This window comes from Nocardia sp. NPDC051052, assembly GCF_044456045.1.
Taxonomy (GTDB): Bacteria; Actinomycetota; Actinomycetes; order Mycobacteriales; family Mycobacteriaceae; genus Nocardia.
Genome location: NZ_JBITFL010000001.1, coordinates 1,045,253 through 1,066,692, shown reverse-complemented (window position 1 = coordinate 1,066,692; position 21,440 = coordinate 1,045,253). Strand labels below are relative to the sequence as shown.

The following is a 21,440-nucleotide window of genomic DNA, read 5'->3' as shown; positions in this document are numbered from 1 at the left end:
ACTCAGGGGCCGAAGGTGAGTGTCCTATCGATGCCGAGCGTGGCGATCAGGTCTTCGTGCAGTTCGAACCAAACTCGGTGGGCAGAATCGTGTTCGATGCCGGCAACCATCTCGGGATGGTCCGCTGCGAGCGTGACGGCTTCGGCGAAACGGGTGTCGTAACCGGAGAATCGGGCGAGGCGTTCGGTGAGTTGTCGCGTCAACGGGACCAATTCCGCTGCGAGACTCTGTAGTTCGGCCAGGATCTGCCGGTCCCGGTGGGCGTCCCCGTGGTCGTTGTCCCGCATGCTGCCGTCGGACAGGATGGTCAGCTGCCACTCCGTGCAGACCCGGACCAGCCGCGCGTTGAGCGGGAGGAACACGCGATAGACGTCTTCCACCAACGCTTTTGCCCCCTCTCGCGATAACTCGTCGGCGAGCAGCCGCTCGTTCTCCGCACGTCCGCTCTCGGTGAGTGACCATCCCGCGTCCGTCCCGAAACGGAAGTGGCTGATCCAACCGCGCTCCCGGAAGTCCCGCACATGCGACTCGGCGAGACCGACCGGCATTCCGTACCTGTCGGCCACAGCCTTGGTGTCGGCAAACCCGCCGAGGCGGATTGCGTGCAACGTGAGCAACGAACTGCCTGAAACATGCGTCATCCGAAACGTTTCCCTTTTCTGTCGAGCAGCCATGCCTGCCAACGCCTGGTCGAGCGAACGGCATGAACCCGTCCATTGGTCCCATCGACCGAGATCGTCCGATGATTCGCCAGGGCCGCCATCGCGCCCTTGGCTGCCACCACGGCCGGAATCCCGTACTCGCGGGCGACAATTGCCGCGTGGGACAGGATTCCTCCGGTTTCGGTCACCACCGCGGCGGCATGGCCGAAAAGCACTGTCCACGATGGATCGGTCGTGCGGCAGACGATGACGTCGCCCGGCCGAACCGCACCGAAGTCGTCGACGCCGTAGACCAGCCGGACCGGACCAACGGCAACACCTCTACTGGCCGAAGATCCGGTGACAATCGGTACCTCGCGCGAAACCATCACGAATCGGCTCCGAACGTCGTAGCCACATCCCACTCTGCGACGTACGCCGAGAATCGTTGCTGCGCAGCCTGTCTGGAGACGCCGAGGTGGGGCGCGATTTCCGCCCAGGACAGGCCAGCGTGCCGGGCCTCGGCCACACAACTGTCGAGCAGCTGATCGCCCAGCCGCGACCAGTGCGCAGCGAGAATCACCGCCGCCGCCAGTTGATCCAGGCTGTCATCGGGGTAGGCGCGCTCGATTGCTGCGATCACATCGCGTAGTGGCACCGGTCGAACCATGCGTCAACCATAGGTTGACGATTGATTGATCGTCAACTACTAATTGACGGCACGGCGATAGTTCGTAGGCGACTTTCGTCGGCAACAGGTCGATCCAGGAGACGCACATGGAAGCTGTCGAGAACGCCGCGCATCAGCACGCCGAGACACCGGGCAAGCGGGTGACGGTCGTAGGCGCCGGTATCGCCGGTTTGGCCACCGCGTTGCGGTTGCATTAGCAAGGTTGGGCCGTCGTCGTGATCGAGCGCGCGCAGGCTCGTCGCAGTAGCGGTTATCTGGTGAACCTGCACGGACCCGGATATGCCGCCGCCGAACGGCTCGGGCTGGTACCGGCGCTGGCTCCGCGCGATATCGGTTTCTTCACCTCGGTCCTCGTGCACGCGGACGGCAGGGAGAAGTTCAGGATTCCGGCCGCTGTCACCGAGGCCGCTGTCGGCACTCGGGCGCTGAGCTTATTCCGCGGCGACTTGGAGTCGGCGCTATACGAGGCCGTAGCCGACCGCGTCGACATCCGTTTCGGCACCACCGTGCAGGCCGTCGTCCAGACCTCCGGGGAAGTCGTGGTCACCCTCAGTGACGGCACCCATCTGCGATCCACACTCCTCGTCGGCGCCGACGGCGTGCACTCCCGAGTCCGCGAGCTCGTATTCGGCGCCGAACCCGACTATTTCGTGGACCTGGGCCATATGGTCGGCGCATTTCCGCTGGGATCAGCTCCCGAGCACGTACCGGAAGGCCTCGGCGCCACCTTTATCGGCCCCGGGCGCACGGCCGCGGTGATGAACCTGGGACCGGAACGGTCCTCGGCGTTCTTCGCTTATCGTTGCCCCGACACCGGTGCCGAACTTGCGCTCGGCGCCGCACCCGCGCTCACCCGAGCGTTCGAGGATCTCAGAGGTGGTGTTGCCGACACCCTCCGCCAACTACAGTCGCACCCCGACACCGCCTACTTCGACTCCGTCGGCCAAATTGTGATGGACCGCTGGAGTCACGACCGAGTCGTCCTGCTCGGCGACGCAGCATGGTGCGTAACGGTATTCGCCGGTTACGGTGCCGCCCTTGCCCTCGACGGTGCCGACCGGCTCGGCGCCGCGCTAGCGGCACACGGCGCCGACATTCCCGCCGCTCTCGACACCTGGGAGACGGCGTTGCGCCCGGAAGTGCAGAAACGACAGGCGCTGGCCCGCAGGGGAATCAGCCGATTCGCCCCACCGTCACGCGCACAGGTGCTGGCCGGCGAACTGATGCTCCGCGCCATCCAGCTCCCCGGCATCCGCGGCCTGGTCCGGCGCTCCATCCAACGCGCCAACAACTAGTCGGCTCAGTACTGGAAAGAACGGGCGACCGTGCCCGAACCAATCTCGACCTCCACCCCGATTACTTCCTCGCTGCCTACATTGCTTCTGGCACATGACAACTCGATAGACATCTATGCGGAGTTCGCTGAGCTGGCTGTGACACTTCGAGGTAGCCGATTCCTTTTGGTAGCGGCCGGGGTCTACATGACGAGACGCGCGGCCCACGTGGCCAGCTCAGTCGATCTCCCTCGTGCGCACCACAAAGAAGGAAGGCTGACCACCGATGACCGCATCAGTAGACCCGACCGCCGAGCAGCGGGCGCGGTTCGTCGTAATGTACGACACTCCTTCCGACGTCCAGGCATTCGAACGTCACTACGCCGAAGTGCACGTGCCGTTGGCGAAACAGTATCCAGGCCTTCGTCGTTACACGCGCAGCGATAACCCCGCGGCTGTCATGGGCGAGCCGTGCTACATGGTCGTGATGCTGGACTGGGACGACATGCCCGCGTTAGAAGCCGCCCTCGGGTCAGAGATCGGCCGCCGCACCGCCGAGGACGCCGCAGCGAACCTGGCACGCTTCGCGACCTTCCGCGCCATGATCCTCCAACTCGACGAGGTCTGAGCGCACCCATTACGCGCATGACCGGCTCGGTCATGCGGCAGTCACCAGCCGTCCGTCCAAGTGGCGGCGGCGACCTCAGCCCAGCGTCTGGTGTAAAAAGTCGAGCGCGTCTTGTCCGGCGACCGGGACGATGGTGTTGTGGGTCGCGGTCGGGTAGATCCGCAGGTCCGCCGGTGTGCCCGCTTGGTCGAGCTGCTGGTCGAGCAGCATGGCGGCGGGCAACGGCATGATGTCGTCGAGGACGCCCTGAGCGATGCGGATCGGCGCGGGGTAGCCGGTCGCCGGGATAGTGAGGTAGTCCCGGAACGCGGCCTCGAAGGCGGGGTCCACCAACGGTTTCGCCAGCAACTCACCCGGCGGGTGCCCACGGACCATGCGCTGGACCGTGGACAGGTCACATTCCGGGGTCGTTTCGGCGGCCCGGACGGCGGCGCGGCCCTTCTCGGTGAGGAAGTCGGCGATCGGCACGTCCGGGCGCGCGTGCGCCAGACCCGCGATAGCCAGCACGCCGTTCTCCATGATCCCGTTGACCAGCGGCAGCACCGGGGTGTTCGGGCCCATCAGCTCGAGCAATCTCTCGACGTTCGACGCGGGCGAAAAGGCCAGCACACCACGCAGATTCAGGTCCGGCGCGTACTCGGTGGCCATCGATCCGGCGAACAGTGCCGCGAGCCCGCCCTGGGAAAGACCGGACGCGACGTAGGAGGCGGACAGCTCGGGCACGAGGGCACGGCCGGCTCGGACGACATCGATCACCGCATGCCCCGCAGCCCGGCCACCCAGATATTCGTGGTAGCCCGGAGCGCCGAGCCCGATGTAATCGCTTGCCGCAACGGCATATCCGGCACCCAGGAACCGAGACAGGTCGGGCGTCTGATCAACTTGCCCGATGCGACCATTGGTCCGGCTCGGCGTGCAGCCCTCGATCATCCCAGAGGTACCGTGCCCCCAGGACACAACTGGCCATCCACCCTGCGGCGGCTTCCCCTCGGGTACATAGACCACGCCCCCACTGATTTCCGGCTCCCCGCTCTGCCCGGTGGTCCGATAGACGATCCGAAAACCGCTGCCCGCGTGCGAAATCAACTCAGCACCCCGCAGCGGTGCGAAGTCGACCACGGTTCCCGGCGCCGCCGCCGGCTGAGCCGCCGCGAGCGCGGTGCCGGTCATCGGCAGCACGACCGCCACAACTGCGGCAAGAAGGATTCGTACACGGCGACAGCACATTTCGGCTGCGTTCAACGCCCCCCCCCCGTAACATTCACAAGTCATCGGCCACCGTGATCAGGTCACCCCTGCCGAAGGTATCAGAGCCCGCATCACACGACGTCCACTCATGCTGCATCGCGCGCGTTCTTCCCGGTGACGGATACACCTTGCCCGTGTCAACGACGACCGAGCGTCACGGCGCGGCATGGACCGGCTCCAGGCGCGTGTGTTTCGCGATGGCCCTATAGATCGTCAAGCCCCGACGAGTAGTTCGTCGGCCGAGGTCGCTGACTGGTCGCTACCTCTATCTGGCCTAGACGTTCGAACGTCCGCAACTGCTGAGTTGAGCGTGTTCGACTGTCGGACTATCCGTTTGAGGGTTCCGGGATGGTGAGATCGCGTATTCAACTGTCGCGGGCCGTCCACGGTTTCCAACGGCGGGTGGCCGTGTCAACCTGGCGGCGGTCGTTGATGCCGAAACCCGTCTGCGTCAACAGAAGTCGTGTCCCACAGACCTTGCCGGCGCAGACTCGATCGATGGTCCCTGGAACCAGAGGGTCACATCGGCGACGGGCGTTGTAGTTTGGTCGGTCGTCCTGCCGATCGGGTACATTTGCGTCTTGCACGCGCGTGATCTGCTGATCGAGGCCTACGACCGGCTGCCGGCTCTGGTGACCGGCACGCTTCAAGACTTGTCCCCGGAGCAACTGCGATGGGCCCCGGTGGATGGCGCGAACACTATCGGCTGGCTGGTCTGGCACCTGACACGAGTGCTGGATCATCTCAGCGAGTCCTTCGGCGAGGAGCAGCTGTGGGCTAGCGGTGATTTCGCGGAGACGTTTGGTCTCGCGCCGGATCCAGCCAACTCTGGCTTCGGACACGACGCTGCGGAAATCGCCGAGGTCCGGCCGCAGGACACCGGCGCGCTGCTCGACTACTTCACCGCCACGCACCGGCGCGCCATGGCGTGGATCGATCCGCTGACCGCAGCGGATTTGGATCGGATCGTGGACGAGCGCTGGGACCCCGCGGTTTCGCTCGGGAGCCGGCTCGTCAGCATCCTCAACGACGACATGCAGCACATCGGTCAGGCCGCCTACCTCCGCGGCCTGTTGCTCGGTGAGCGGAAACCGGCCGGTGTGCAGCAGGTTTCGTGATTGGACGGGTCCTTGGGCCCAAGACGGCCCCTGATCGGCCACGCAACCACCGGCCCGACGAGCAGGTTCGATGCAAGCTCCGCCCCACTCAATTGCCGCCGTCCGTCCGTTCCGAGTGCGGCGGCCTGGCTGTCACATACGGCGTGTTTGAGCCTTACCGAGATGCTGCTGGGATGTCGGAGGTGGCGTTTGAGGAGCGGCGGTGCGAACGACGTCGCGTAGCCAACTGTGGGATGGGTCCTCGTCGAGGCGACGATGCCAGACGGCGTAGAACTGTAGCTCGCCCAGTTCGGGCGGCACGTCGAGCACCCGAGTGCGGGCTCGGTCGGCGAAGTGGTGAGCCAGTTGAGCCGGGATCGTCAACACCAGTTGGGTGTCGGGCACGATGCTTGGTCCCAGGACGGCGTAGGGCATGCTGACCGCGACGCGACGCGACGCGTGGTGCCGAGTGCCCCGAGTGCTCGGTCGATCCATGGCTGGTCGATCTCGATGGTCATGTGCGGCCACCGCACGTATGTCGGCAGCGACACCGATTTCTGCTGAGCGAGCGGGCGTTCGGCGGCTACCACGCCAAACCTGGCGACCCGGCCGCATATCGTGGCGCAGGAGATTGCGCTATCATTAGAACATGCGTTCGAACGTAGCCTTTGAGGAGCAGGTCAGCGCCCTGGAGCGGGCGGTGGCCGGGCTGCGTGGGCTCGATGTTTCGCGGGCTACCGAGGACGAGTTGGTTGAGCTGTTGGAACGGTTGGAATCGGGGGCTCGGATGTTGGCGGGGGTCATTTCGCGGGTTGCCTATCAGCTTCGCCAGTTGCGGGATGCGGTGTAGGGGCGAGTTCGAGTGCGGCCGGTTCGATGCCGAGCAGAGTGTGCAAGCCGGATTCGCCCTTCGCGGTGACGCGGATGGCGCGGCCCGTTCCGACGCGGGCGATCCAGTCGAGTTCGTGCAGGCGGCGGCAGAGCTGTGCGCCCGCGGCACCGCCCAGGTGGGTGCGGCGCTCGGTCCAGTCCAGACAGGGGCGGGCGAGCGGGCGGCGAGTGGCCCGCAAGGAGGTCGGCTGGACGCCCAACGGTCCGGTCAACCACGCCAGCCCGGCCTCGGTGAGTGCGAATCCGCCATCCTGGTCGAGCAGGTCTCGGGCGGTCATGGCGTCGGCGATGGCCACGCCGAGACGACCCGCCAGATGGTCGTAGCAGGTGCGACCCCGCGCCAAAACCGCTGCGACAGTGGCGGTTCGGAGGCTGGTCACGACAGGGCGGGGCGGGTCGAGGTGGGTGACCATGGACTCCAGCAGCTCGGCCACGTGCGGACCCGCCAACTGGACGTAGCGATGACGGCCCTGGCGGCGTTCGACGAGCAGCCCGCCGTCGAGCAGCCGGTTGAGGTGTTCGGTGGCGGTCGACGCGGCCACGCCGGTGTGGCGGGCGAGCTCGCCCGCGGTCCACGCGCGGCCGTCGACCAGCGCGAGGCACATGTCGGCGCGAGTGCGGTCGGCGAGCAACGCGGCCAGACCTGCTAAGTCGGCTCCTCTGGATGACACGATCCCATCATGCTGCGCGATCGTTTCGGCGGCGACCGAAACATCCCGGAGTTACGGTCACGGCATGAATCGGACAGTTCCCCTGATCACCGACCCCGATCAGGTGCGCGCCACCTTGATCGGCGCACCGGTGCCCGCCGTGCCCGCGGTGGACGCGCCGGTCGGCCTCGCGTGGCTGCGCGCCCACGTGCCGCGCTTCCACACGGGAGCCGAGCACCAGCGGCTGCGCGCGTTGGTCACCGCGGACCTCGACCGGCTCTCCCCCGCCGACCTGCGCGAGCGGGCACGCGCCGCCCACGGACCGCTGCCCCATGTTCGCGCATTAGCGGAAGCCCTTGGACTACAAGACATTTCCGTCGACGCCGTAGCGCTGGTCGCCGCGCATTATCAGCCGTACGAGCCGGACAACGCCGCGGCCGACGAGGCCGTCAAAGCCTTGGTCGCGGCCTGCGGCGGTGTCGCCGACGACGCCACGGCAGCCCGAATCTGCCTGCTGGTTCAGGCTTGTGCGGCAACCGGCGCCCTCGTCGACAACGCCCGGCAGTCGACCATGTCAGGCACCGCCGAGCAGATCATCGCGCGAACCATGGACAAGAACCCGCCGCTTCGCTCGACCAGACGCGTCGTCGCGGGCGAGGTGGTCGAGCTCGACATGCGGCACCCTGGACTGGGTTTCGGCGCGGGACCGCACGTCTGCCCCGGACAAGCACACGCCATCGCCATCGCCACCGGAATCGTCGAGGGATCCGCATGAACAAGACCGAGCTCTTCCGCGAACTACATCACGGCGCTCAGCCGCTGGTCCTGCCGAACGCCTGGGACTTCGGCTCCGCGGCAGTCCTTGCGGCCGAAGGGTTTCCGGCGATCGGCACCACCAGCCTCGGCGTCGCGGTCGCGGCGGGACTGCCGGACGGCACCGGTGTGACCGCCGCGGCGACCATGACGCTGGCCCGGCTGCTCGCACGCCTGCCGGTGCCGGTGACCGTCGATATCGAGGGCGGCTTCAGCGAAAGTCCCGCCGCGGTAGGCGAATACGCGGCCGAATTGGCCGAATTGGGTATCGCCGGAATCAATCTGGAGGACGGTCGCGCGGAAGGCACACTGGCCGAACCGGATCACCAGGCCGAGCTGATCGCCGCGATCAAGGATCGAGTGCCGGAGCTGTTCCTCAATGCCAGGGTCGATACGTACTGGGTGCAGGACGATATCGACCGCACGCTGGCCCGCGCCGAGCGGTACACCGCCGCGGGCGCGGACGGCATCTTCGTACCCGGCCTGACCGATCCCGACGGCATCGCCCGGCTCGTCGACGCGATCGCGCTGCCCGTCAACATCCTGTACTCGCCGACCGGTCCGTCCATCGCGGAACTCGGCGCACTCGGTGTCCGCCGGGTCAGCACGGGCTCGCTGTTGTATCGCACGGCGTTGGCCGTGGCCGTCGATACCGCCCGCGCGGTCCGCGAGGACACCCCGGTCCCGCACGCCGCACCGCCCTACACCGAAATCCAGGCCCTCACCGACTGATCGGACATGGTCACCCGCAGTCGATGTGCCGGCAGAAAGTTTTCGCGGAGGTGTCGATTCGGTGGTCAGGCGTTCGTGTAGTTGGTGAAGCCGGTACTGGACCGGCCTTACCGAAGGAGCGAACATGGGCAGGATCACCGCGGTCGAGCACATGACGTTGGACGGCGTCATGCAGTCCCCCGGCCGGGCCGACGAGGACACCAGGGGCGGATTCGGGCTCGGAGGCTGGGCACAGCCGTTCAGCGATCCGGTGCAGGCCGAGGCGATGGGCGAGCATCTGGCGGGCGCACCCGGGGCGCTGCTGCTCGGCAGGCGCACTTACCAGGATTTCGCCGGATACTGGCCGCATCAGACCGGCAATCCGTTTACCGAGGTGCTCGACAAAACCCAGAAGTACGTGGCCTCAGGCACTCTCACCGAGCCGTTGCCGTGGCAGAACTCCACGCTGCTGCCCGTCGACGCTATCTCCGCCATCGCCGAGCTGCGGCGCGACCTCGATCTGGTAGTGCTCGGCAGCGGCGATCTGCTGCGATCGCTGATGCGACACGATCTGGTGGACGAGTATCTGTTGCTGATCAACCCGACCGTCGTCGGCACCGGCCGCCGCCTGTTCGACGGCGTCGAGCTCGGCGATCTGCGGCTCGTCGCGAGCACCCCGACCACCACCGGTGTCATCATCGCCACCTACCAGCCCGGATGAGGAGGACAAAACGATGAAGCAATACCTGCTCAGCATCTACCAGCCCGACGGCGAGGGCGTCCCCGACAATATCGACGAGATCATCCGTGACCTCGACGCGGTCAACGCCGACCTGAAGGCCGCCGGGGCATGGGTGTTCGCGGCCGGCCTGCACGCCCCGAGCACCGCGACCGTATTGCACGCCAAGGGCGATGACGTGCTGATCACCGACGGCCCCTACGTCGAAGGCAAGGAACATATCGGCGGGTTCACCATCATCCGGGCCGCCGATCTCGATGAGGCCCTCGAGTGGGGTCGCAGGCTGGCCGCGGCGATCACGCTGCCGATCGAGGTCCGGCCGCTGCGGGACAGTTAGATGGGCGCACCCGTGACCACCGCGGTCATCGAGGCAGTGTTCACCGAACACTACGGCCGTGCGGTCGCCGCCCTGATCCGCGTCTTCGGCGATATCGGTGTCGCCGAGGACGCGGTGCAGGACGCGTTCACCACGGCCGTGCAGCGCTGGCCGTCGGACGGGCTGCCGCCGAGCCCGCCCGGCTGGATCATTACGACCGCACGCAACCGGGCCATCGATCGGCTGCGCCGGGAAGCCTCCCGCGCGGACCGCCACGCACAGGCCGTGTTGCTGCACGCCGACGACGAACCGGCAGCGGAGGAGGGCGCGGTGCGCGACGACCGCCTACGGCTCATCTTCACCTGCTGCCATCCCGCGCTCGCCCGCACCGCACAGGTGGCGCTCACCTTGCGACTGCTCGGCGGGCTGACCACCCCCGAAATCGCCCGTGCCTTCCTGACCTCGGAAACGACTATGGCGCAACGGATTGTCCGCGCCAAGGGCAAGATCCGCGACGCCCGCATTCCCTACCGGGTGCCCGCTGACGCCGACCTCCCGGCCCGGCTGCACGCCGTCCTCGCGGTCATCTATCTGATCTTCACCGAGGGGCACACGGCGACCTCCGGCGACCGGCTCGTCCGGGCCGACCTGTGCGCCGAGGCGATCCGGCTCGGCAGGCTGCTCACCGAACTCATGCCGGACGAGCCGGAAGCCGCCGGGCTGCTGGCCCTGATGCTGTTGACCGAGGCCCGCCGCCCGGCCCGCACCGCCGCGGACGGATCGCTGGTGCCGCTGCCGGAACAAGACCGAGGCCGGTGGGACGGTGAGCGCATCCGCGAGGGCCACGCCATCGTGCGAGAGTGCTTGCGCCGCAACCAACCTGGTCTGTACCAGCTGCAAGCCGCGATCAACGCCGTGCACACGGACGCGCCGATCGCGGCGGCCACCGATTGGCCGCAGATCGTCCGGCTCTACGACCAGCTGACGGCGCTGACACCGAGCCCGATCGTGGCGCTCAACCGGGCCGTCGCGGTCGCCGAGGTCGACGGCCCCGACATCGCGCTCGACCTGCTCGACGCTCTGGATCTCGAAAAGTACTACCTGTACCACGCGATTCGAGCCGACCTGCTCGAACGCCTCGGCCGCACAACGGAAGCCGCGGCCGCCTTCGACGCGGCGATCGCCCGCACCGAGAATGCCGCCGAACAAGCCTTTCTCACTCGCCGCCGCGAATCGTTGACCGACCGCCGCTGAATGCCGACTCGACACCGCATATCGACCAGCCGTTCGGCAATGTTGACTACCATCGAACCAGCGGCCAACGGCCGAAAGGGGGTCGCTATGTTCGAGAGATTCTCCGATCAAGCTCGCCGGGTCATCGTGCTGACCCAAGAAGAGGCGCGCGAGCGCGGCCACGACTATATCGGCGCGGAACACATGCTGCTCGCCATCCTGCGCGCCTGCGAGATCGGATCCGCGGCGACCACCGCACGCGCACTGGCCGAGCTGGGAATCGAACCGGCCGCGGCACGGGCGCAGATCGCGCTCACGCCGGGGACCGCGGAGCACGGCCTGTCAGGGCACATCCCCTTCACCAAACAGGCGCGAAAGGCGCTGGAGAACAGCCTGCGCGAAGCCCAGCGGCTCGAACACGTGCACATCGAGCCGAGCGACATCCTGCTCGCGCTCACCAGCACCGCCGACGACGACCCGGAAACGCCTGTCGGCACCGCCGTCACCACCCTCGGCCTCACGCACGAGAAGCTGCGGCGAGCACTGCGTGCCGCCTCGACTTATCGAGCCGCCACCATCGTCACCCCGCATTTCACGACGCGAGCGCAGCAAGCGTTGGCGCGCGCCGACGTCGAAGCCCGTAAATCCAATAGCGACAGAGTCGATGTCGGGCACTTGTTGCTCGGGCTCCTCGCGCCGGACGACGAGGTCGTGCGGTCCGCGCTGCAGGCACTCGGCATCGAGCCGGAACAACTCGCTACCGAGGTACGCAACCGGCTGCCACGCGAGGAGTAACCGCCTCGCCGATTGTCCTGCGCCGCACAAATTTGCCCGCCGCGCACGAATCAGCCAGCAATTTCGTGCGCAGCGGCATGGAATGTGCGCACTGTGCCCGCTCCCACTCAGTGCTTACGCACCACCCGTTCACCCTGACCGGGCTTCCAGATCGTGATGTCCAGATGGTCGTCGATCACCTCGACCGTCGAGGCGCTGCTCAACTCCGCGATGTAGAAGTGGTCGAACTCCTGACCTCGAATGTCGAATCCGATGTCATCGAAGAGTTGCTGTGCGAATCGAACATGGACCTCCTTGTCGGGAAGGTCGACGACGGTGCCGAACAGTTTCGCGTCGCCGTCGCTGACCTTCGTGTCGACGGTCGCGGTGTGCAGGCAGAAGCGCGGGTCGCGGGCCAGGTCGCGGAACTTCGTCGTACCCGGCATGCCCGCGATCACCAGCATGTCCTCGAAGATCCGCGGTTCCACCGGGCTGATCCGCGGGAACCCGTCCGAGCGGAGGGTGCCGAGCATGCACAGGTAGCCGGTGGCGGTGTACCTGCGCACGAAGAGCTCGGAGATGTGCGGCGCCTCTGCGGTGAATTCGCTCCAAGTGGTCATGTTCTCGACAGTACGAGCAATCCTTGACATCTTGTGTCAAGGTTTCTGGCTAATCTCGACTCATGCGCGCGAGTCGACTGTTGCAGTTGCTGCTGATCCTGCAGACGCGCGGGCGGTGCACGGCCGGCGAGCTCGCCGAGGAGCTCGAGGTGTCGGTGCGCACCGTGTACCGGGATGTCGAGGCGCTGTCCGCGGCGGGCGTGCCGGTGTACAGCGAGCCGGGCCGCGCGGGCGGCGTGCAACTAGTCGACGGCTACCGCACCAGGCTGACCGGCCTGACCACCGAGGAGGCCGACGCCGTACTGCTCGCCGGATTGCCCGGCGCCGCAGCCGATCTCGGCCTCGGCACCGTGCTCGCCACCGCCCAGCTCAAGGTCCTCGCCGCACTCCCACCCGAATTACGTGGCCGCGCAACCCGAATCGCCGAGCGGGTGCACATCGACGCACCCGGCTGGTTCCGCCCACCGGACGAGACGCCCACCCTGAATATCGTCGCCGACGCGCTCTGGCACGACCGGCGGTTGCGGGTTCGGTACGGCCGCAAAGACAAGGTCGTCGACCGCCGCCTCGACCCACTCGGACTGGTGATGAAGGCGGGCACTTGGTATCTGGTGGCCCAAGACGGCGCGGCAGTCCGTTCCTACCGAGTCAGCAGAATCATCTCCGCCGAACCGACCGGCGAATCATTCACCCGCCCCACCGATTTCGACCTCAGCGCGCATTGGTCCACGGCGGCCGACGATTTCGCAGTGTCCATGCTTCGCGTCCGCGCTCGGTGCCGAATGCCCGTCACCCATCTGCGCATGCTGCGGTTGTGGCACGGGCCGGTCGCGGTCGCCGAGGCGCTGGCTTCTGCTACCGAGCCCGACTCGGAGGGGTGGGTCGAACTGACCCTCCCGTCGGAGTCGTACGAGGTCCTCGCCCACGCCATCCTCCCGTTAGGCGAGCACTGCGAGGTACTCGAGCCGCCGGAGTTGCGTGCCCGCATGGCGGAGACCGCAGGACGGATGCACGCGCGCTACAACAGCCGCACACCTCCTGATTTTCCGCACACCGACTCGCCGCACTGTGCGGATGTATCCGGGGATCGCACTTAGGACTGTTGCGTTCCTAAGGACCTGCCATGCTGGGAAACATGTTGGAGACCTCGGCGCGCCTGCTCCAACTGCTCGCCCTGCTGCAGACACATCGTGACTGGACCGGCGCCGAGCTCGCCGAACGGCTGCGGGTCACCGGTAGGACGGTGCGTCGCGATGTCGACCGGCTGCGCGAACTCGGCTATCCCGTGCATGCCACCCAGGGCACCGGCGGCTACCGACTCGGTGCTGGCGCGGCGCTTCCCCCGCTGCTGCTCGACGACGACGAGGCCGTCGCGGTGGCGGTGGGTCTGCGCAGCGCGTCCGACGGAACCGTGGCGGGCATCGAGGAATCCTCGCTACGCGCACTGACCAAACTGGAGCAGGTGCTGCCCTCGAGACTCCGCCACCGCGTCCGCACCTTGCGCGGCGCCACCATCCGAGTCGGTACTCCCGGCGCCGCGGTGGAACCGGACACCCTGATGGCCGTCGCCGAAGCCTGCCAACGCCACGAACGCCTCCGCTTCGACTACCGCGCCCACAGCGGTGCCGCAACCATCCGCACGGTCGAACCGCACACCCTCGTCCACTTCAGCCGCCACTGGTATCTCGTCGCCTGGGACGTCGACCGCACCGACTGGCGCACCTTCCGCGCCGACCGCATCACCCCGCGCACCCCCACCGGTCCCCGCTTCGACCCGCGCGAACCACCGGAAGGTGATGTCGCAACCTATCTTTCACACCAACTCTCCACCCGCGCCTGGCCGTACCGGGCCACCGTCCTCCTACACGCCTCCGCCGAAACCGCCACCCCCAACGTCTGGCCCGGCATGGGTACCCTGGAACCCATCGACGCCAACACCTGCCACCTCCAGGTAGGCGCCGACACCCCCGACGCCCTCGTCTGGATGATCACCGCGATAGACCTAGACTTCACCCTCCTGACCGGCCCCCCAGAACTAGTAACCGCCCTCCGATCCCAAGCCACCCGCTGCCACCGCGCCCTAACCAATTACCCACCGCCATCTGACGATTCATAGGCATCGCCGCCAGCCAACCCTTCCGGTGCCGCCCGCATGAACACCTCTTCCCGCGTGGTGAACAGCGGAGGAAGCGTCCGTCGAGCCTCCTGCGCTCGCCGCGTCGCCGGGTCCGCTGCAACTGCGGCTTGGATCCGCTGATACGCCTCCTTATCGTCGTACTCCCACACGGCGACAACCCGCCCATCCTGCGTCTCCCACCGACCAACCAGCCGCGCCCCGTGCCGCAGTTGCACCGGCAGCAGGTGAGTTCGGAAGAAGTCATGGAAGACCGCGAGATTCTCCTCGACGGCCCGATAGATCCGCATTCGGTAGATCACGATGCCGCTGTCAGCAGGTCCAGTCGAGAACTGGCGCAAGGGAATTGGCTTGGACTGATGCGGGGATCAGGCGTAATGCCGCGTTGCGCAAGGCGACAAGCGGGGGCGACGATAGCTGGGCCATGGTGCCGATGCGGCGGGATCGGGTGACGAGCATTTGGGTGCGGGGTCTGCGCTCCTGGTCATATCTGGTCAGGTCGGTGTCTTCGGTGGCGACTCGGGCGAGGATTACGGCGTCTTCCAAGGCTTGACAGGCGCCCTGGCCGAGGTTGGGGGTCATCGCGTGGGCAGCGTCGCCGATGAGGGCAATGCGTTCGGCGACATAGGTTTTCAGAGGCGGTAGGTCGTACAGGTCGTGTTTGAGGACGGCCGATTCTTCGGCGGACGCGAGTAAGGACGGGATGGGGTCGTGCCATGTGCCGAAGCGCCGGCGTAGTTCCGCCAGGCCGCCGCTGGGGGTGCGCTCGGGCATAGTGGCGGCGGCGAAGCAGTAGACGCGACCGTCGGACAATGACACGAAGCCGAACCGTTCACCGCGGCCCCAGGATTCGCCGAGTTCAGTGATCGGCTGCGCGGGCGCGACCACCAGCCGCCAGGCGGAGTAGCCACGGTAGCGAGGTGTGATGTCGCCGCAGACCGCACGGCGCACCACGCTGCGGAGGCCGTCGGCACCGACAACCAGGTCGCCCGTGGACGTCCCGGCGGAGTGGATGACGGTTCCGTCGGTTCGCGCCTCGCTCACCGAAATGCCGGTGCGCAGTGCCTCTTCCGGAAGCGCCGCGTGCAAGATATCCAGCAGATCGGCACGATGCATCACGATCGGATTGCCGAACCGCGCACGGATGGTCTCAGTATCGACGCGAGAAATCCACCGCCCCTTACTATCCCGGATACCCGCCGCCCCGTCGTCGACAGCCCGAGCCCGCACCTGATCACCGACACCAAGCGCGTCCAGCGCGCGAAGCGCATTCGACCACAAGGAAATCCCCGCCCCCACCTCCTCGATCCTGGCCGCCCGCTCCAGCACCTCCACCTCCCACCCGCACCGAATCAACCCGATAGCAGTGGCCAACCCGCCAATTCCACCGCCGACAACGACCGCCTTGGACATCCCGCGACCCCTCACTCTCAGATAGTCACGAGCGTAAAGCCGCAACCAGGTCCGCGAGTATGACGCCCGTCTCGTGCCAACCCCCCACGCGCCTCACCCCGCCCACCCTCTCGGCTGGTCGGTACCCGAGTACTCGTTGGACACTGTTCTCCGAGACACAGCGCTACGCCTCCCACCTCGAGCAGCGCGACTCGTACGCAGAACCCGCCGAAGCCGAACGACTCAAGCGCGACCTTGCCAGTGAGACACCCCCGGTCAGTATCAGAGATGTCCTGTCACCGTTGCGAGAACCTGAACGGCCCAAATCTGCCCGCATCGAGCGGCGCCGATCCGGGATCAGAACCCGCACACCCACAGTGTGAGCCACACACTCAGTACACGCCGTGTGCGGCTCACACAATCGGTGTGCGGCCCTTGCCCACCCCGCTGGAACGTCACCGGCCCCGAGTCACTGCACAGGTGCAGTGACTGGGGGCGCACAGTCAGCTGACGATGGCGAAGAGGATTGCCGCTACCGCGAAACTTACTATGGAGAGGATGGTTTCGAGGACGGTCCAGGTTTGCAGGGTTTGTTTGACGGACATGTTGAAGAACTTCGCGATGATCCAGAAGCCGCCGTCGTTGACGTGGCTGAGGATGATCGAGCCCGCGGCGATGGCCATGGCGATCAGGGCGATCGACATTTGGGAATAGCCGCCGGTGGCTACCAGGGGGGCGACGATGCCGCCGGTGGTGACGATGGCGACGGTGGCCGAGCCCTGGGCGATGCGCAGACCGCAGCTGATGATGTAGGCCAGGACTATTACGGGAAGGCCTGCCGCGGACATGGTGTCGGCGAGGGCGGTGCCGATGCCGGTGGCGGAGATGACCTTTCCGAAGAAGGCGCCGGCGCCGACCACCAGCAGCAGCATGCCGACCGGCCGCAGTGATTCCGCGGTGAGCTGGCTGAGTTCCTGCACGGTGGACCCGCGGCGCACGCCGAGCACGTAGAAGGCGACGAGCACCGCGATGAGCAGCGCCACCGCCGGCGTGCCGAAGAACGTCAGCACCTGTAGCAGCTGAGAGTTCTTGTCCAGCAGCTGAGTACCGAAGGTGGCACCGAGGATCAGCACCAGCGGGATGGCGATGATCGCGCCGATCAGCCCGACCGACGGGGGTGCCGTTGTCACCGGCCGCTTCGTGGCGACGCCACCCGAACCGTCGGAACCCCGCTCCCCCTCATCGGGAGCGGGCTCCTTATCCTCGTCCTTGCTGACGAGAAACTCGTCGGGCACCTCGATCTGGATGCGCTTGCCGATGTAGCTACCCCAGACGATGCCCGCGGCCACGAATCCCGGTATACCGCAGACGAATCCCATCAGGATCAGCCAGCCGAGGCTGACCCCGAGCAGGCCGCCCAGCGCGACCGGGCCCGGGTGCGGCGGCAGGAACGCGTGCGTCATGGACAACCCGGCCAGCATCGGCAGGGCGTACAGCACCAGCGAACGCCCACCGCGCTTGGCGGCTACGTAGATCAGCGGTGCGAGCACGAAGATGCCGATGTCGAAGAACACCGGGATGCCGAAGATGAGCCCGAGCAGACCCATCGCGACCGGAGCGCCGCGCTCGCCGAACAGGTTCAGCAGCTTGCCGGTCAAAACGTCGGCGCCACCTGACCGTTCGAGGATCGCGCCGAGCACCGTGCCGAGCCCGATGATCACCGCGATGTGCCCGAGGATGCCACCGAAGCCGGTCTCCAGGATGGAATCACCGGACTTGATCGCCGTGCCGACGATCTTCGACACCGGTAGCCCGGCGGCGAGCGCCAGCGCTAGTCCGGTGAGCAGCAGCGCGATGAACGGCTCCAGCTTGACCTTGATAATGGCGAACAGCAACACGGCGATCGCGAGCCCACAGAGCACCAAAAGCCCCGGGGTAGTGGTGCGCAGCCAATCAACGGCGCCCATGGTGGACCTCTCAATTCATGGATCGAACGAACGATGCCGCACGCGAAGCGATTTCGGACCAGCGGCCCGCCGCGACATCGGAAGGGGCAACAACGTCGGTTCCGGCCGTGACGGCAACCGCGCCCGCGGCCAGGAATTCGGCGGCATTGCCCGCGTTGACGCCACCCGAAGGGATGAGCGCCACGTCAGGGAACGGACCACGCAGGTCCTTCAGATAGCCAGGGCCGAGCGCCCTGGCGGGGAAGATCTTCACCGCGGCCGCGCCGAGATCCAGCGCGGTCAGCACCTCGCTCGGCGTGAAAGCGCCCATCACGACCGGAATGTCGTGCTGCGCGGCGACTTCCGCCACCTCGGCACGCAGCCCCGGGGTCACCAGGAACTGTGCGCCACTGTCGATGGCTGCCTTGGCTTGTTCGCCGGTGAGTACGGTGCCGACACCGAGCACGGCCCCCTCGGCGGCGCTGGCCGCGGCGAGATAGCCGAGCACTCCCGGTGTGGTGAAGGTGAGCTCCAACGCCCGGATACCGGACGACGCAAGCGCTTCGGCGAGCGCGACCGGATCGGGGATCTCGGGGGCACGCACCACGCTCAGCACGCGATCAGCGCGGATCACCTGCAGGGCCGAGGTACTCAATATGTCTCCTTCCGCGAAGCGTCCATGCGCAGCGCACGTCCGGCGAGAGTCCCGGTCGGCGCGCCGTTTTCGATGGCGAACTCGCCGTTGACGAGCACATGCCGGATGCCGCGCGCCTGCTGTTTCGGGTTGTCGAAGGTCGCGGTGTCCACGACGGTTTCCGGATCGAACACCACCAGATCGGCGGCGTACCCGGTGAATACGAGCCCGCGGTCGCGCAGCCGCAACCGATCGGCGGGCCGGCCGGTCAGGTGATGCACGCAGTCTTCGAGTTCGAGCACACCGAGCTCGCGAACGTAGTGCCCGAGATAACGCGGGAACGTGCCCCAGGCGCGCGGGTGCGGCCGAGCCGGTGCGAGCAGCGCGTCGCTGCCGCCCATGTGCCCGGGGTGCACCATGATCGCGCGGACGTTCTCCTCGTGCCCGACGTGCTGCAGAATGCTGGTCGCGAGCTGATCGCGGCGCAGCAGATCGAAGAACACCTCGACCGGCGCCATGCCACGCTCGGCGGCGATCTCGTCGACCCGCTTGCCGACGTATCCGTCGAGCTCGGTGTTGGCCACGCCGCTGATCTGAATGGTCTCCCATTCGACGGTCACCCCGTGGCACCCGTCGGACCCGTTCACGTTCACATCCGCGGCAATTCGCGCCCGCGTCTCGGCATCGTCGAGACGAGCCAGCGCGGCGTCCGGCCCACCGGACATCGCCCAGCTCGGCAGCAGCGCCGAAAGTGTGGTCGCGCCAGGCAGATACGGGTAGGTGTCCAAGGTGATATCGCAGCCCTCGGCCCGCGCGGCATCGATCAGCGCCAGGAATTCCGGTGCGCGTCCACGATTCACCTGAAAGTTCATGGTGGCGTGGGTGAGGTGCAGTGCGCATCCGGTGGAGCGAGCCAGTTCGATCATTTCCGCGTACGCCTCGAGCGCGCCCGCGCCATAGGACCGGGTGTGCGGCGCGTAGAACCCGCCGAACTCGGCGACCACCTGACACAGCGCCGCCAATTCACCGGTGTCGGCATACATTCCAGGTGTATAGGTGAGCCCGCTGGACATGCCGACCGCACCTTCGCGCAAGCCCTGCGCGAGCAACTCCTGCATGCGGCGGATCTCGTCCACCGTCGCAGGACGCTGCTCCGCGCCGACGACGAGCAACCGCAGCGTGCCCTGCGGCACGAGATAGGCCGCGTTGGGCGTGATCCCGCGATCGAGCCGATCCAGGTACTCACCGACGCTGCGCCAGGAGAAGTCGAGATCGCCGGGATTGCCGTTCCAGCCGGCGATCTGGCGTCGCACCACCGCGAGGGTGGCGTCGTCGATCGGCGCGTAGGACAGCCCGTCCTGCCCGATCAGCTCGGTGGTGATGCCCTGGCTGATCTTCGGGAAGTGGCCCGGCTCGGTGAGCAGGTGCAGGTCCGAGTGGGCGTGCATGTCGATGAAGCCGGGGCACAGCACCGCGCCTGGTCCCGCGTCGATGATCCGGTCGGCCCCGGCGATACTGCCCGGCTCGGCGATCCGCGCGATGCGACCCCGCTCGACGAGCACGTCGCCGCGGAAGCTCGGCGCACCGGTGCCGTCGATGATGTCGATGTCGCGAAAGAGTAACTCCGTCATGGTCATCGGCTCGTCAGAAGAACGTGTGCAGGAAGTCGACGACCCGCGGCGACGACGCGTCGGCGTCATCGATCACCGGGATGAGCCGCCATTTGTCGAAGGCGGTGCACGGGTGCGACAGGCCGAGTCGCACCACCGCGCCGACCGCCAACTCGGTGCCCTCGGGCAGGCGAAGGAAGGTGTGCTGATCGTTGAGCGCCGATACCGTCGCCGCCGGGTCCAGCGCCGAACCTTCGGGTCCCGCAACGCATTGCGGCACCGGCAGCCCCTCGTCGAACGGCAGATCCCGCCGACCCGCGTCCAGCAGCGCCAATTCCGGCTCCGGGCGAGAAATCGCACGGGCCCAGCCGTGCATGGCCGAACGTAGCGGCTTCTCACTGCGCGACGCGGCGAATGGGGAGATGCCCGCGTAGAAGCCGTCGTCGTGGATGATGTACGCCCCGGAGCGCAACACCACCGAGGTCGGAACTCCCTGCGCGCCTTGCTCATCGGCGAGGCTCGCCAGACGTTCGACGACCAGGTCCGGATAGGCGCTGCCACCGGCGGTCACGATCGCGCCGTCCGGATACTGTCCGGCGGCGGCGAGTTCGCGATGCAGGCGGGCGAGTTCGTCGAGGTAATGCCGCACCGTGTCGGTGGCCCCGGCCGTGCGGTCGTGCGCGAGTGCGCCCTCATAGCCGCCCACCCCGGCGAGGGTCAGTCGCTGCGCGCCGGTGACCGCGGCCGCGACGGCGTGCGCCTGCTCGACGGTGCGGGCGCCGGTACGACCGTGGGGCCCACCGAGTTCGACGAGCACCCGCACCTTGGCCGAGCCCGGCGCGGACCGCAGGTGCGCGTCCATCAGCTCGATCGTCTCGACGCTGTCCGCCCAGCAGACGAACTCGAAGGCCGGATCGTTCGCCAATTCCGCGGCCACCCAGTGCAATCCGACCGGATCGACGAGCGCGTTGGCCAGCAGCACTCGGCTGACGCCGAAGGAACGCGCGACCTGCACCTGCCAGATGGTCGCCAGGGTGATGCCCCAGCACCCCGCGGCCAGCTGTTGCGCCCACAGCTGCGGTGACATGGTGGTCTTGCCGTGTGGCGCGAGCTGTACACCCGCGGCATTCGCCCAATCGGCCATGACGGCGACGTTCGCCTCGACGGCGGACCGGTCGATGGTCAGCAGTGGCGTCTCGAACTGATCGAGACTCGGTGCGGTGGCGAGGAATTCGCGCACGGTGCGACCCCAGGCGGCGGGCGGCAGCCCTTTGTGCTCGGGACCGATCGTCCGGTCTCCGAGTGCTGCTACGACGTCTTCGTCGATCGCCACGGCATTCCTTCCCAGCGAATTCACCTCATTATGCATAGCGTATTGCTATTGCATATTTTGCAATG

The 21,440-nt window shown here is 67.1% G+C and carries 24 protein-coding genes; 12 read left to right on the top strand and 12 right to left on the bottom strand.

What is annotated here, in order from left to right:
- Nucleotides 1-2: 2 nt before the first annotated feature.
- From ACIBCN_RS04795 to ACIBCN_RS04785, 3 genes are read right to left on the bottom strand one after another with little or no spacing between them, the layout of a single operon-like run.
- Nucleotides 3-641 (bottom strand): hypothetical protein, encoded by a 639-nt coding sequence (locus tag ACIBCN_RS04795; RefSeq protein ID WP_396990093.1) that lies wholly within the window; start codon nt 639-641, stop codon nt 3-5.
- Nucleotides 638-1,030, bottom strand: a complete 393-nt coding sequence (locus ACIBCN_RS04790) for a PEP-utilizing enzyme (protein WP_396990197.1) — start codon at nt 1,028-1,030, stop codon at nt 638-640. Before ACIBCN_RS04790 ends, ACIBCN_RS04795 begins: the two co-directional genes overlap by 4 nt.
- The gene (locus tag ACIBCN_RS04785) at nt 1,030-1,311 is read right to left on the bottom strand and encodes a hypothetical protein (RefSeq protein WP_396990092.1); all 282 of its coding nucleotides are present in this window, start codon (nt 1,309-1,311) and stop codon (nt 1,030-1,032) included. The genes ACIBCN_RS04790 and ACIBCN_RS04785 overlap by 1 nt, the downstream gene beginning before the upstream one ends.
- 236 nt (nt 1,312-1,547) lie before the next feature.
- Between ACIBCN_RS04785 and ACIBCN_RS04780 the strand changes: the two genes are divergently transcribed.
- Both ACIBCN_RS04780 and ACIBCN_RS04775 read left to right on the top strand, forming a co-directional pair.
- Entirely contained in the window at nt 1,548-2,627 is a 1,080-nt protein-coding gene (locus ACIBCN_RS04780; protein WP_396990091.1) for an FAD-dependent monooxygenase, read from the top strand.
- A 265-nt stretch (nt 2,628-2,892) separates the two neighbouring features.
- The gene (locus tag ACIBCN_RS04775; protein WP_396990090.1) at nt 2,893-3,234 is read left to right on the top strand and encodes an EthD family reductase; all 342 of its coding nucleotides are present in this window, start codon (nt 2,893-2,895) and stop codon (nt 3,232-3,234) included.
- A gap of 75 nt (nt 3,235-3,309) precedes the next feature.
- On the opposite strand, the gene ACIBCN_RS04770 is transcribed toward ACIBCN_RS04775, so the two are convergent.
- Entirely contained in the window at nt 3,310-4,404 is a 1,095-nt protein-coding gene (locus ACIBCN_RS04770) for a lipase family protein (RefSeq protein ID WP_396990089.1), read from the bottom strand.
- Nucleotides 4,405-5,063: 659 nt separating this feature from the next.
- On the opposite strand from ACIBCN_RS04770, the gene ACIBCN_RS04765 reads away from it, so the two are divergent.
- Nucleotides 5,064-5,600: a DinB family protein gene (locus tag ACIBCN_RS04765; protein ID WP_396990088.1), complete on the top strand. Its 537-nt coding sequence runs from the start codon at nt 5,064-5,066 to the stop codon at nt 5,598-5,600.
- 628 nt (nt 5,601-6,228) lie between these two features.
- Nucleotides 6,229-6,429: a hypothetical protein gene (locus ACIBCN_RS04760; RefSeq protein ID WP_396990087.1), complete on the top strand. Its 201-nt coding sequence runs from the start codon at nt 6,229-6,231 to the stop codon at nt 6,427-6,429.
- Here ACIBCN_RS04760 and ACIBCN_RS04755 read toward each other — a convergent pair.
- Entirely contained in the window at nt 6,380-7,141 is a 762-nt protein-coding gene (locus tag ACIBCN_RS04755; protein ID WP_396990086.1) for an ArsR/SmtB family transcription factor, read from the bottom strand. The two genes, ACIBCN_RS04760 and ACIBCN_RS04755, sit on opposite strands and share 50 nt — an antisense overlap.
- Before the next feature lie 64 nt (nt 7,142-7,205).
- Here ACIBCN_RS04755 and ACIBCN_RS04750 point away from each other — a divergent pair, with 64 nt between their 5' ends.
- The 6 genes from ACIBCN_RS04750 (at nt 7,206) to ACIBCN_RS04725 (ending at nt 11,727) form a co-directional block, all read left to right on the top strand.
- Entirely contained in the window at nt 7,206-7,895 is a 690-nt protein-coding gene (locus ACIBCN_RS04750) for a hypothetical protein (RefSeq protein WP_396990085.1), read from the top strand.
- Entirely contained in the window at nt 7,892-8,665 is a 774-nt protein-coding gene (locus ACIBCN_RS04745; protein WP_396990084.1) for an isocitrate lyase/phosphoenolpyruvate mutase family protein, read from the top strand. Before ACIBCN_RS04750 ends, ACIBCN_RS04745 begins: the two co-directional genes overlap by 4 nt.
- A 124-nt stretch (nt 8,666-8,789) precedes the next feature.
- Complete coding sequence (locus ACIBCN_RS04740; protein ID WP_396990083.1) at nt 8,790-9,365, top strand: dihydrofolate reductase family protein; 576 nt, start codon at nt 8,790-8,792, stop codon at nt 9,363-9,365.
- Between the two features lie 13 nt (nt 9,366-9,378).
- A complete protein-coding gene (locus ACIBCN_RS04735) occupies nt 9,379-9,720 on the top strand; it encodes a YciI family protein (protein ID WP_396990082.1) in 342 nt (113 codons plus the stop codon).
- The gene (locus tag ACIBCN_RS04730; protein ID WP_396990081.1) at nt 9,721-10,953 is read left to right on the top strand and encodes an RNA polymerase sigma factor; all 1,233 of its coding nucleotides are present in this window, start codon (nt 9,721-9,723) and stop codon (nt 10,951-10,953) included.
- 87 nt (nt 10,954-11,040) lie between these two features.
- Nucleotides 11,041-11,727: a Clp protease N-terminal domain-containing protein gene (locus ACIBCN_RS04725; protein WP_396990080.1), complete on the top strand. Its 687-nt coding sequence runs from the start codon at nt 11,041-11,043 to the stop codon at nt 11,725-11,727.
- 107 nt (nt 11,728-11,834) lie between these two features.
- Here the strand turns inward: ACIBCN_RS04725 and ACIBCN_RS04720 are convergent, their stop codons facing one another.
- Nucleotides 11,835-12,326: a pyridoxamine 5'-phosphate oxidase family protein gene (locus ACIBCN_RS04720; protein WP_396990079.1), complete on the bottom strand. Its 492-nt coding sequence runs from the start codon at nt 12,324-12,326 to the stop codon at nt 11,835-11,837.
- Nucleotides 12,327-12,388: 62 nt separating this feature from the next.
- Here ACIBCN_RS04720 and ACIBCN_RS04715 point away from each other — a divergent pair, with 62 nt between their 5' ends.
- On the top strand, nt 12,389-13,423 hold the full coding sequence (locus ACIBCN_RS04715; RefSeq protein WP_396990078.1) for a helix-turn-helix transcriptional regulator: 1,035 nt from the start codon (nt 12,389-12,391) through the stop codon (nt 13,421-13,423).
- 38 nt (nt 13,424-13,461) lie between these two features.
- Nucleotides 13,462-14,442 (top strand): helix-turn-helix transcriptional regulator, encoded by a 981-nt coding sequence (locus ACIBCN_RS04710; RefSeq protein ID WP_396990196.1) that lies wholly within the window; start codon nt 13,462-13,464, stop codon nt 14,440-14,442.
- Here ACIBCN_RS04710 and ACIBCN_RS04705 read toward each other — a convergent pair.
- The 6 genes from ACIBCN_RS04705 to ACIBCN_RS04680 form a co-directional block, all read right to left on the bottom strand.
- Nucleotides 14,415-14,750: an NIPSNAP family protein gene (locus ACIBCN_RS04705; RefSeq protein ID WP_396990077.1), complete on the bottom strand. Its 336-nt coding sequence runs from the start codon at nt 14,748-14,750 to the stop codon at nt 14,415-14,417. The two genes, ACIBCN_RS04710 and ACIBCN_RS04705, sit on opposite strands and share 28 nt — an antisense overlap.
- A gap of 22 nt (nt 14,751-14,772) precedes the next feature.
- Nucleotides 14,773-15,873, bottom strand: coding sequence for an FAD-dependent monooxygenase (locus tag ACIBCN_RS04700; protein WP_396990076.1), 1,101 nt, complete (start codon nt 15,871-15,873; stop codon nt 14,773-14,775).
- A gap of 482 nt (nt 15,874-16,355) precedes the next feature.
- A complete protein-coding gene (locus ACIBCN_RS04695; RefSeq protein ID WP_396990075.1) occupies nt 16,356-17,819 on the bottom strand; it encodes a GntP family permease in 1,464 nt (487 codons plus the stop codon).
- Nucleotides 17,820-17,829: 10 nt separating this feature from the next.
- The gene (locus ACIBCN_RS04690) at nt 17,830-18,453 is read right to left on the bottom strand and encodes a bifunctional 4-hydroxy-2-oxoglutarate aldolase/2-dehydro-3-deoxy-phosphogluconate aldolase (protein WP_396990074.1); all 624 of its coding nucleotides are present in this window, start codon (nt 18,451-18,453) and stop codon (nt 17,830-17,832) included.
- Complete coding sequence (locus ACIBCN_RS04685) at nt 18,450-20,063, bottom strand: amidohydrolase family protein (RefSeq protein ID WP_396990073.1); 1,614 nt, start codon at nt 20,061-20,063, stop codon at nt 18,450-18,452. The genes ACIBCN_RS04690 and ACIBCN_RS04685 overlap by 4 nt, the downstream gene beginning before the upstream one ends.
- Before the next feature lie 13 nt (nt 20,064-20,076).
- On the bottom strand, nt 20,077-21,411 hold the full coding sequence (locus ACIBCN_RS04680) for an amino acid deaminase (RefSeq protein ID WP_396990072.1): 1,335 nt from the start codon (nt 21,409-21,411) through the stop codon (nt 20,077-20,079).
- Nucleotides 21,412-21,440: the final 29 nt, after the last annotated feature.

What these genes read in the sequence shown, in the direction of transcription:
- ACIBCN_RS04795 (WP_396990093.1), bottom strand. Translation starts at nt 641, where the DNA reads ATGACGCATGTTTCAGGCAGTTCGTTGCTCACGTTGCACGCAATCCGC.
- ACIBCN_RS04790 (WP_396990197.1), bottom strand. Translation starts at nt 1,030, where the DNA reads ATGGTTTCGCGCGAGGTACCGATTGTCACCGGATCTTCGGCCAGTAGA.
- ACIBCN_RS04785 (WP_396990092.1), bottom strand. Translation starts at nt 1,311, where the DNA reads ATGGTTCGACCGGTGCCACTACGCGATGTGATCGCAGCAATCGAGCGC.
- ACIBCN_RS04775 (WP_396990090.1), top strand. Translation starts at nt 2,893, where the DNA reads ATGACCGCATCAGTAGACCCGACCGCCGAGCAGCGGGCGCGGTTCGTC.
- ACIBCN_RS04770 (WP_396990089.1), bottom strand. Translation starts at nt 4,404, where the DNA reads ATGACCGGCACCGCGCTCGCGGCGGCTCAGCCGGCGGCGGCGCCGGGA.
- ACIBCN_RS04760 (WP_396990087.1), top strand. Translation starts at nt 6,229, where the DNA reads ATGCGTTCGAACGTAGCCTTTGAGGAGCAGGTCAGCGCCCTGGAGCGG.
- ACIBCN_RS04750 (WP_396990085.1), top strand. Translation starts at nt 7,206, where the DNA reads ATGAATCGGACAGTTCCCCTGATCACCGACCCCGATCAGGTGCGCGCC.
- ACIBCN_RS04745 (WP_396990084.1), top strand. Translation starts at nt 7,892, where the DNA reads ATGAACAAGACCGAGCTCTTCCGCGAACTACATCACGGCGCTCAGCCG.
- ACIBCN_RS04740 (WP_396990083.1), top strand. Translation starts at nt 8,790, where the DNA reads ATGGGCAGGATCACCGCGGTCGAGCACATGACGTTGGACGGCGTCATG.
- ACIBCN_RS04735 (WP_396990082.1), top strand. Translation starts at nt 9,379, where the DNA reads ATGAAGCAATACCTGCTCAGCATCTACCAGCCCGACGGCGAGGGCGTC.
- ACIBCN_RS04730 (WP_396990081.1), top strand. Translation starts at nt 9,721, where the DNA reads ATGGGCGCACCCGTGACCACCGCGGTCATCGAGGCAGTGTTCACCGAA.
- ACIBCN_RS04725 (WP_396990080.1), top strand. Translation starts at nt 11,041, where the DNA reads ATGTTCGAGAGATTCTCCGATCAAGCTCGCCGGGTCATCGTGCTGACC.
- ACIBCN_RS04720 (WP_396990079.1), bottom strand. Translation starts at nt 12,326, where the DNA reads ATGACCACTTGGAGCGAATTCACCGCAGAGGCGCCGCACATCTCCGAG.
- ACIBCN_RS04715 (WP_396990078.1), top strand. Translation starts at nt 12,389, where the DNA reads ATGCGCGCGAGTCGACTGTTGCAGTTGCTGCTGATCCTGCAGACGCGC.
- ACIBCN_RS04710 (WP_396990196.1), top strand. Translation starts at nt 13,462, where the DNA reads ATGTTGGAGACCTCGGCGCGCCTGCTCCAACTGCTCGCCCTGCTGCAG.
- ACIBCN_RS04705 (WP_396990077.1), bottom strand. Translation starts at nt 14,750, where the DNA reads ATGCGGATCTATCGGGCCGTCGAGGAGAATCTCGCGGTCTTCCATGAC.
- ACIBCN_RS04700 (WP_396990076.1), bottom strand. Translation starts at nt 15,873, where the DNA reads ATGTCCAAGGCGGTCGTTGTCGGCGGTGGAATTGGCGGGTTGGCCACT.
- ACIBCN_RS04695 (WP_396990075.1), bottom strand. Translation starts at nt 17,819, where the DNA reads ATGGGCGCCGTTGATTGGCTGCGCACCACTACCCCGGGGCTTTTGGTG.
- ACIBCN_RS04685 (WP_396990073.1), bottom strand. Translation starts at nt 20,063, where the DNA reads ATGACGGAGTTACTCTTTCGCGACATCGACATCATCGACGGCACCGGT.
- ACIBCN_RS04680 (WP_396990072.1), bottom strand. Translation starts at nt 21,411, where the DNA reads ATGCATAATGAGGTGAATTCGCTGGGAAGGAATGCCGTGGCGATCGAC.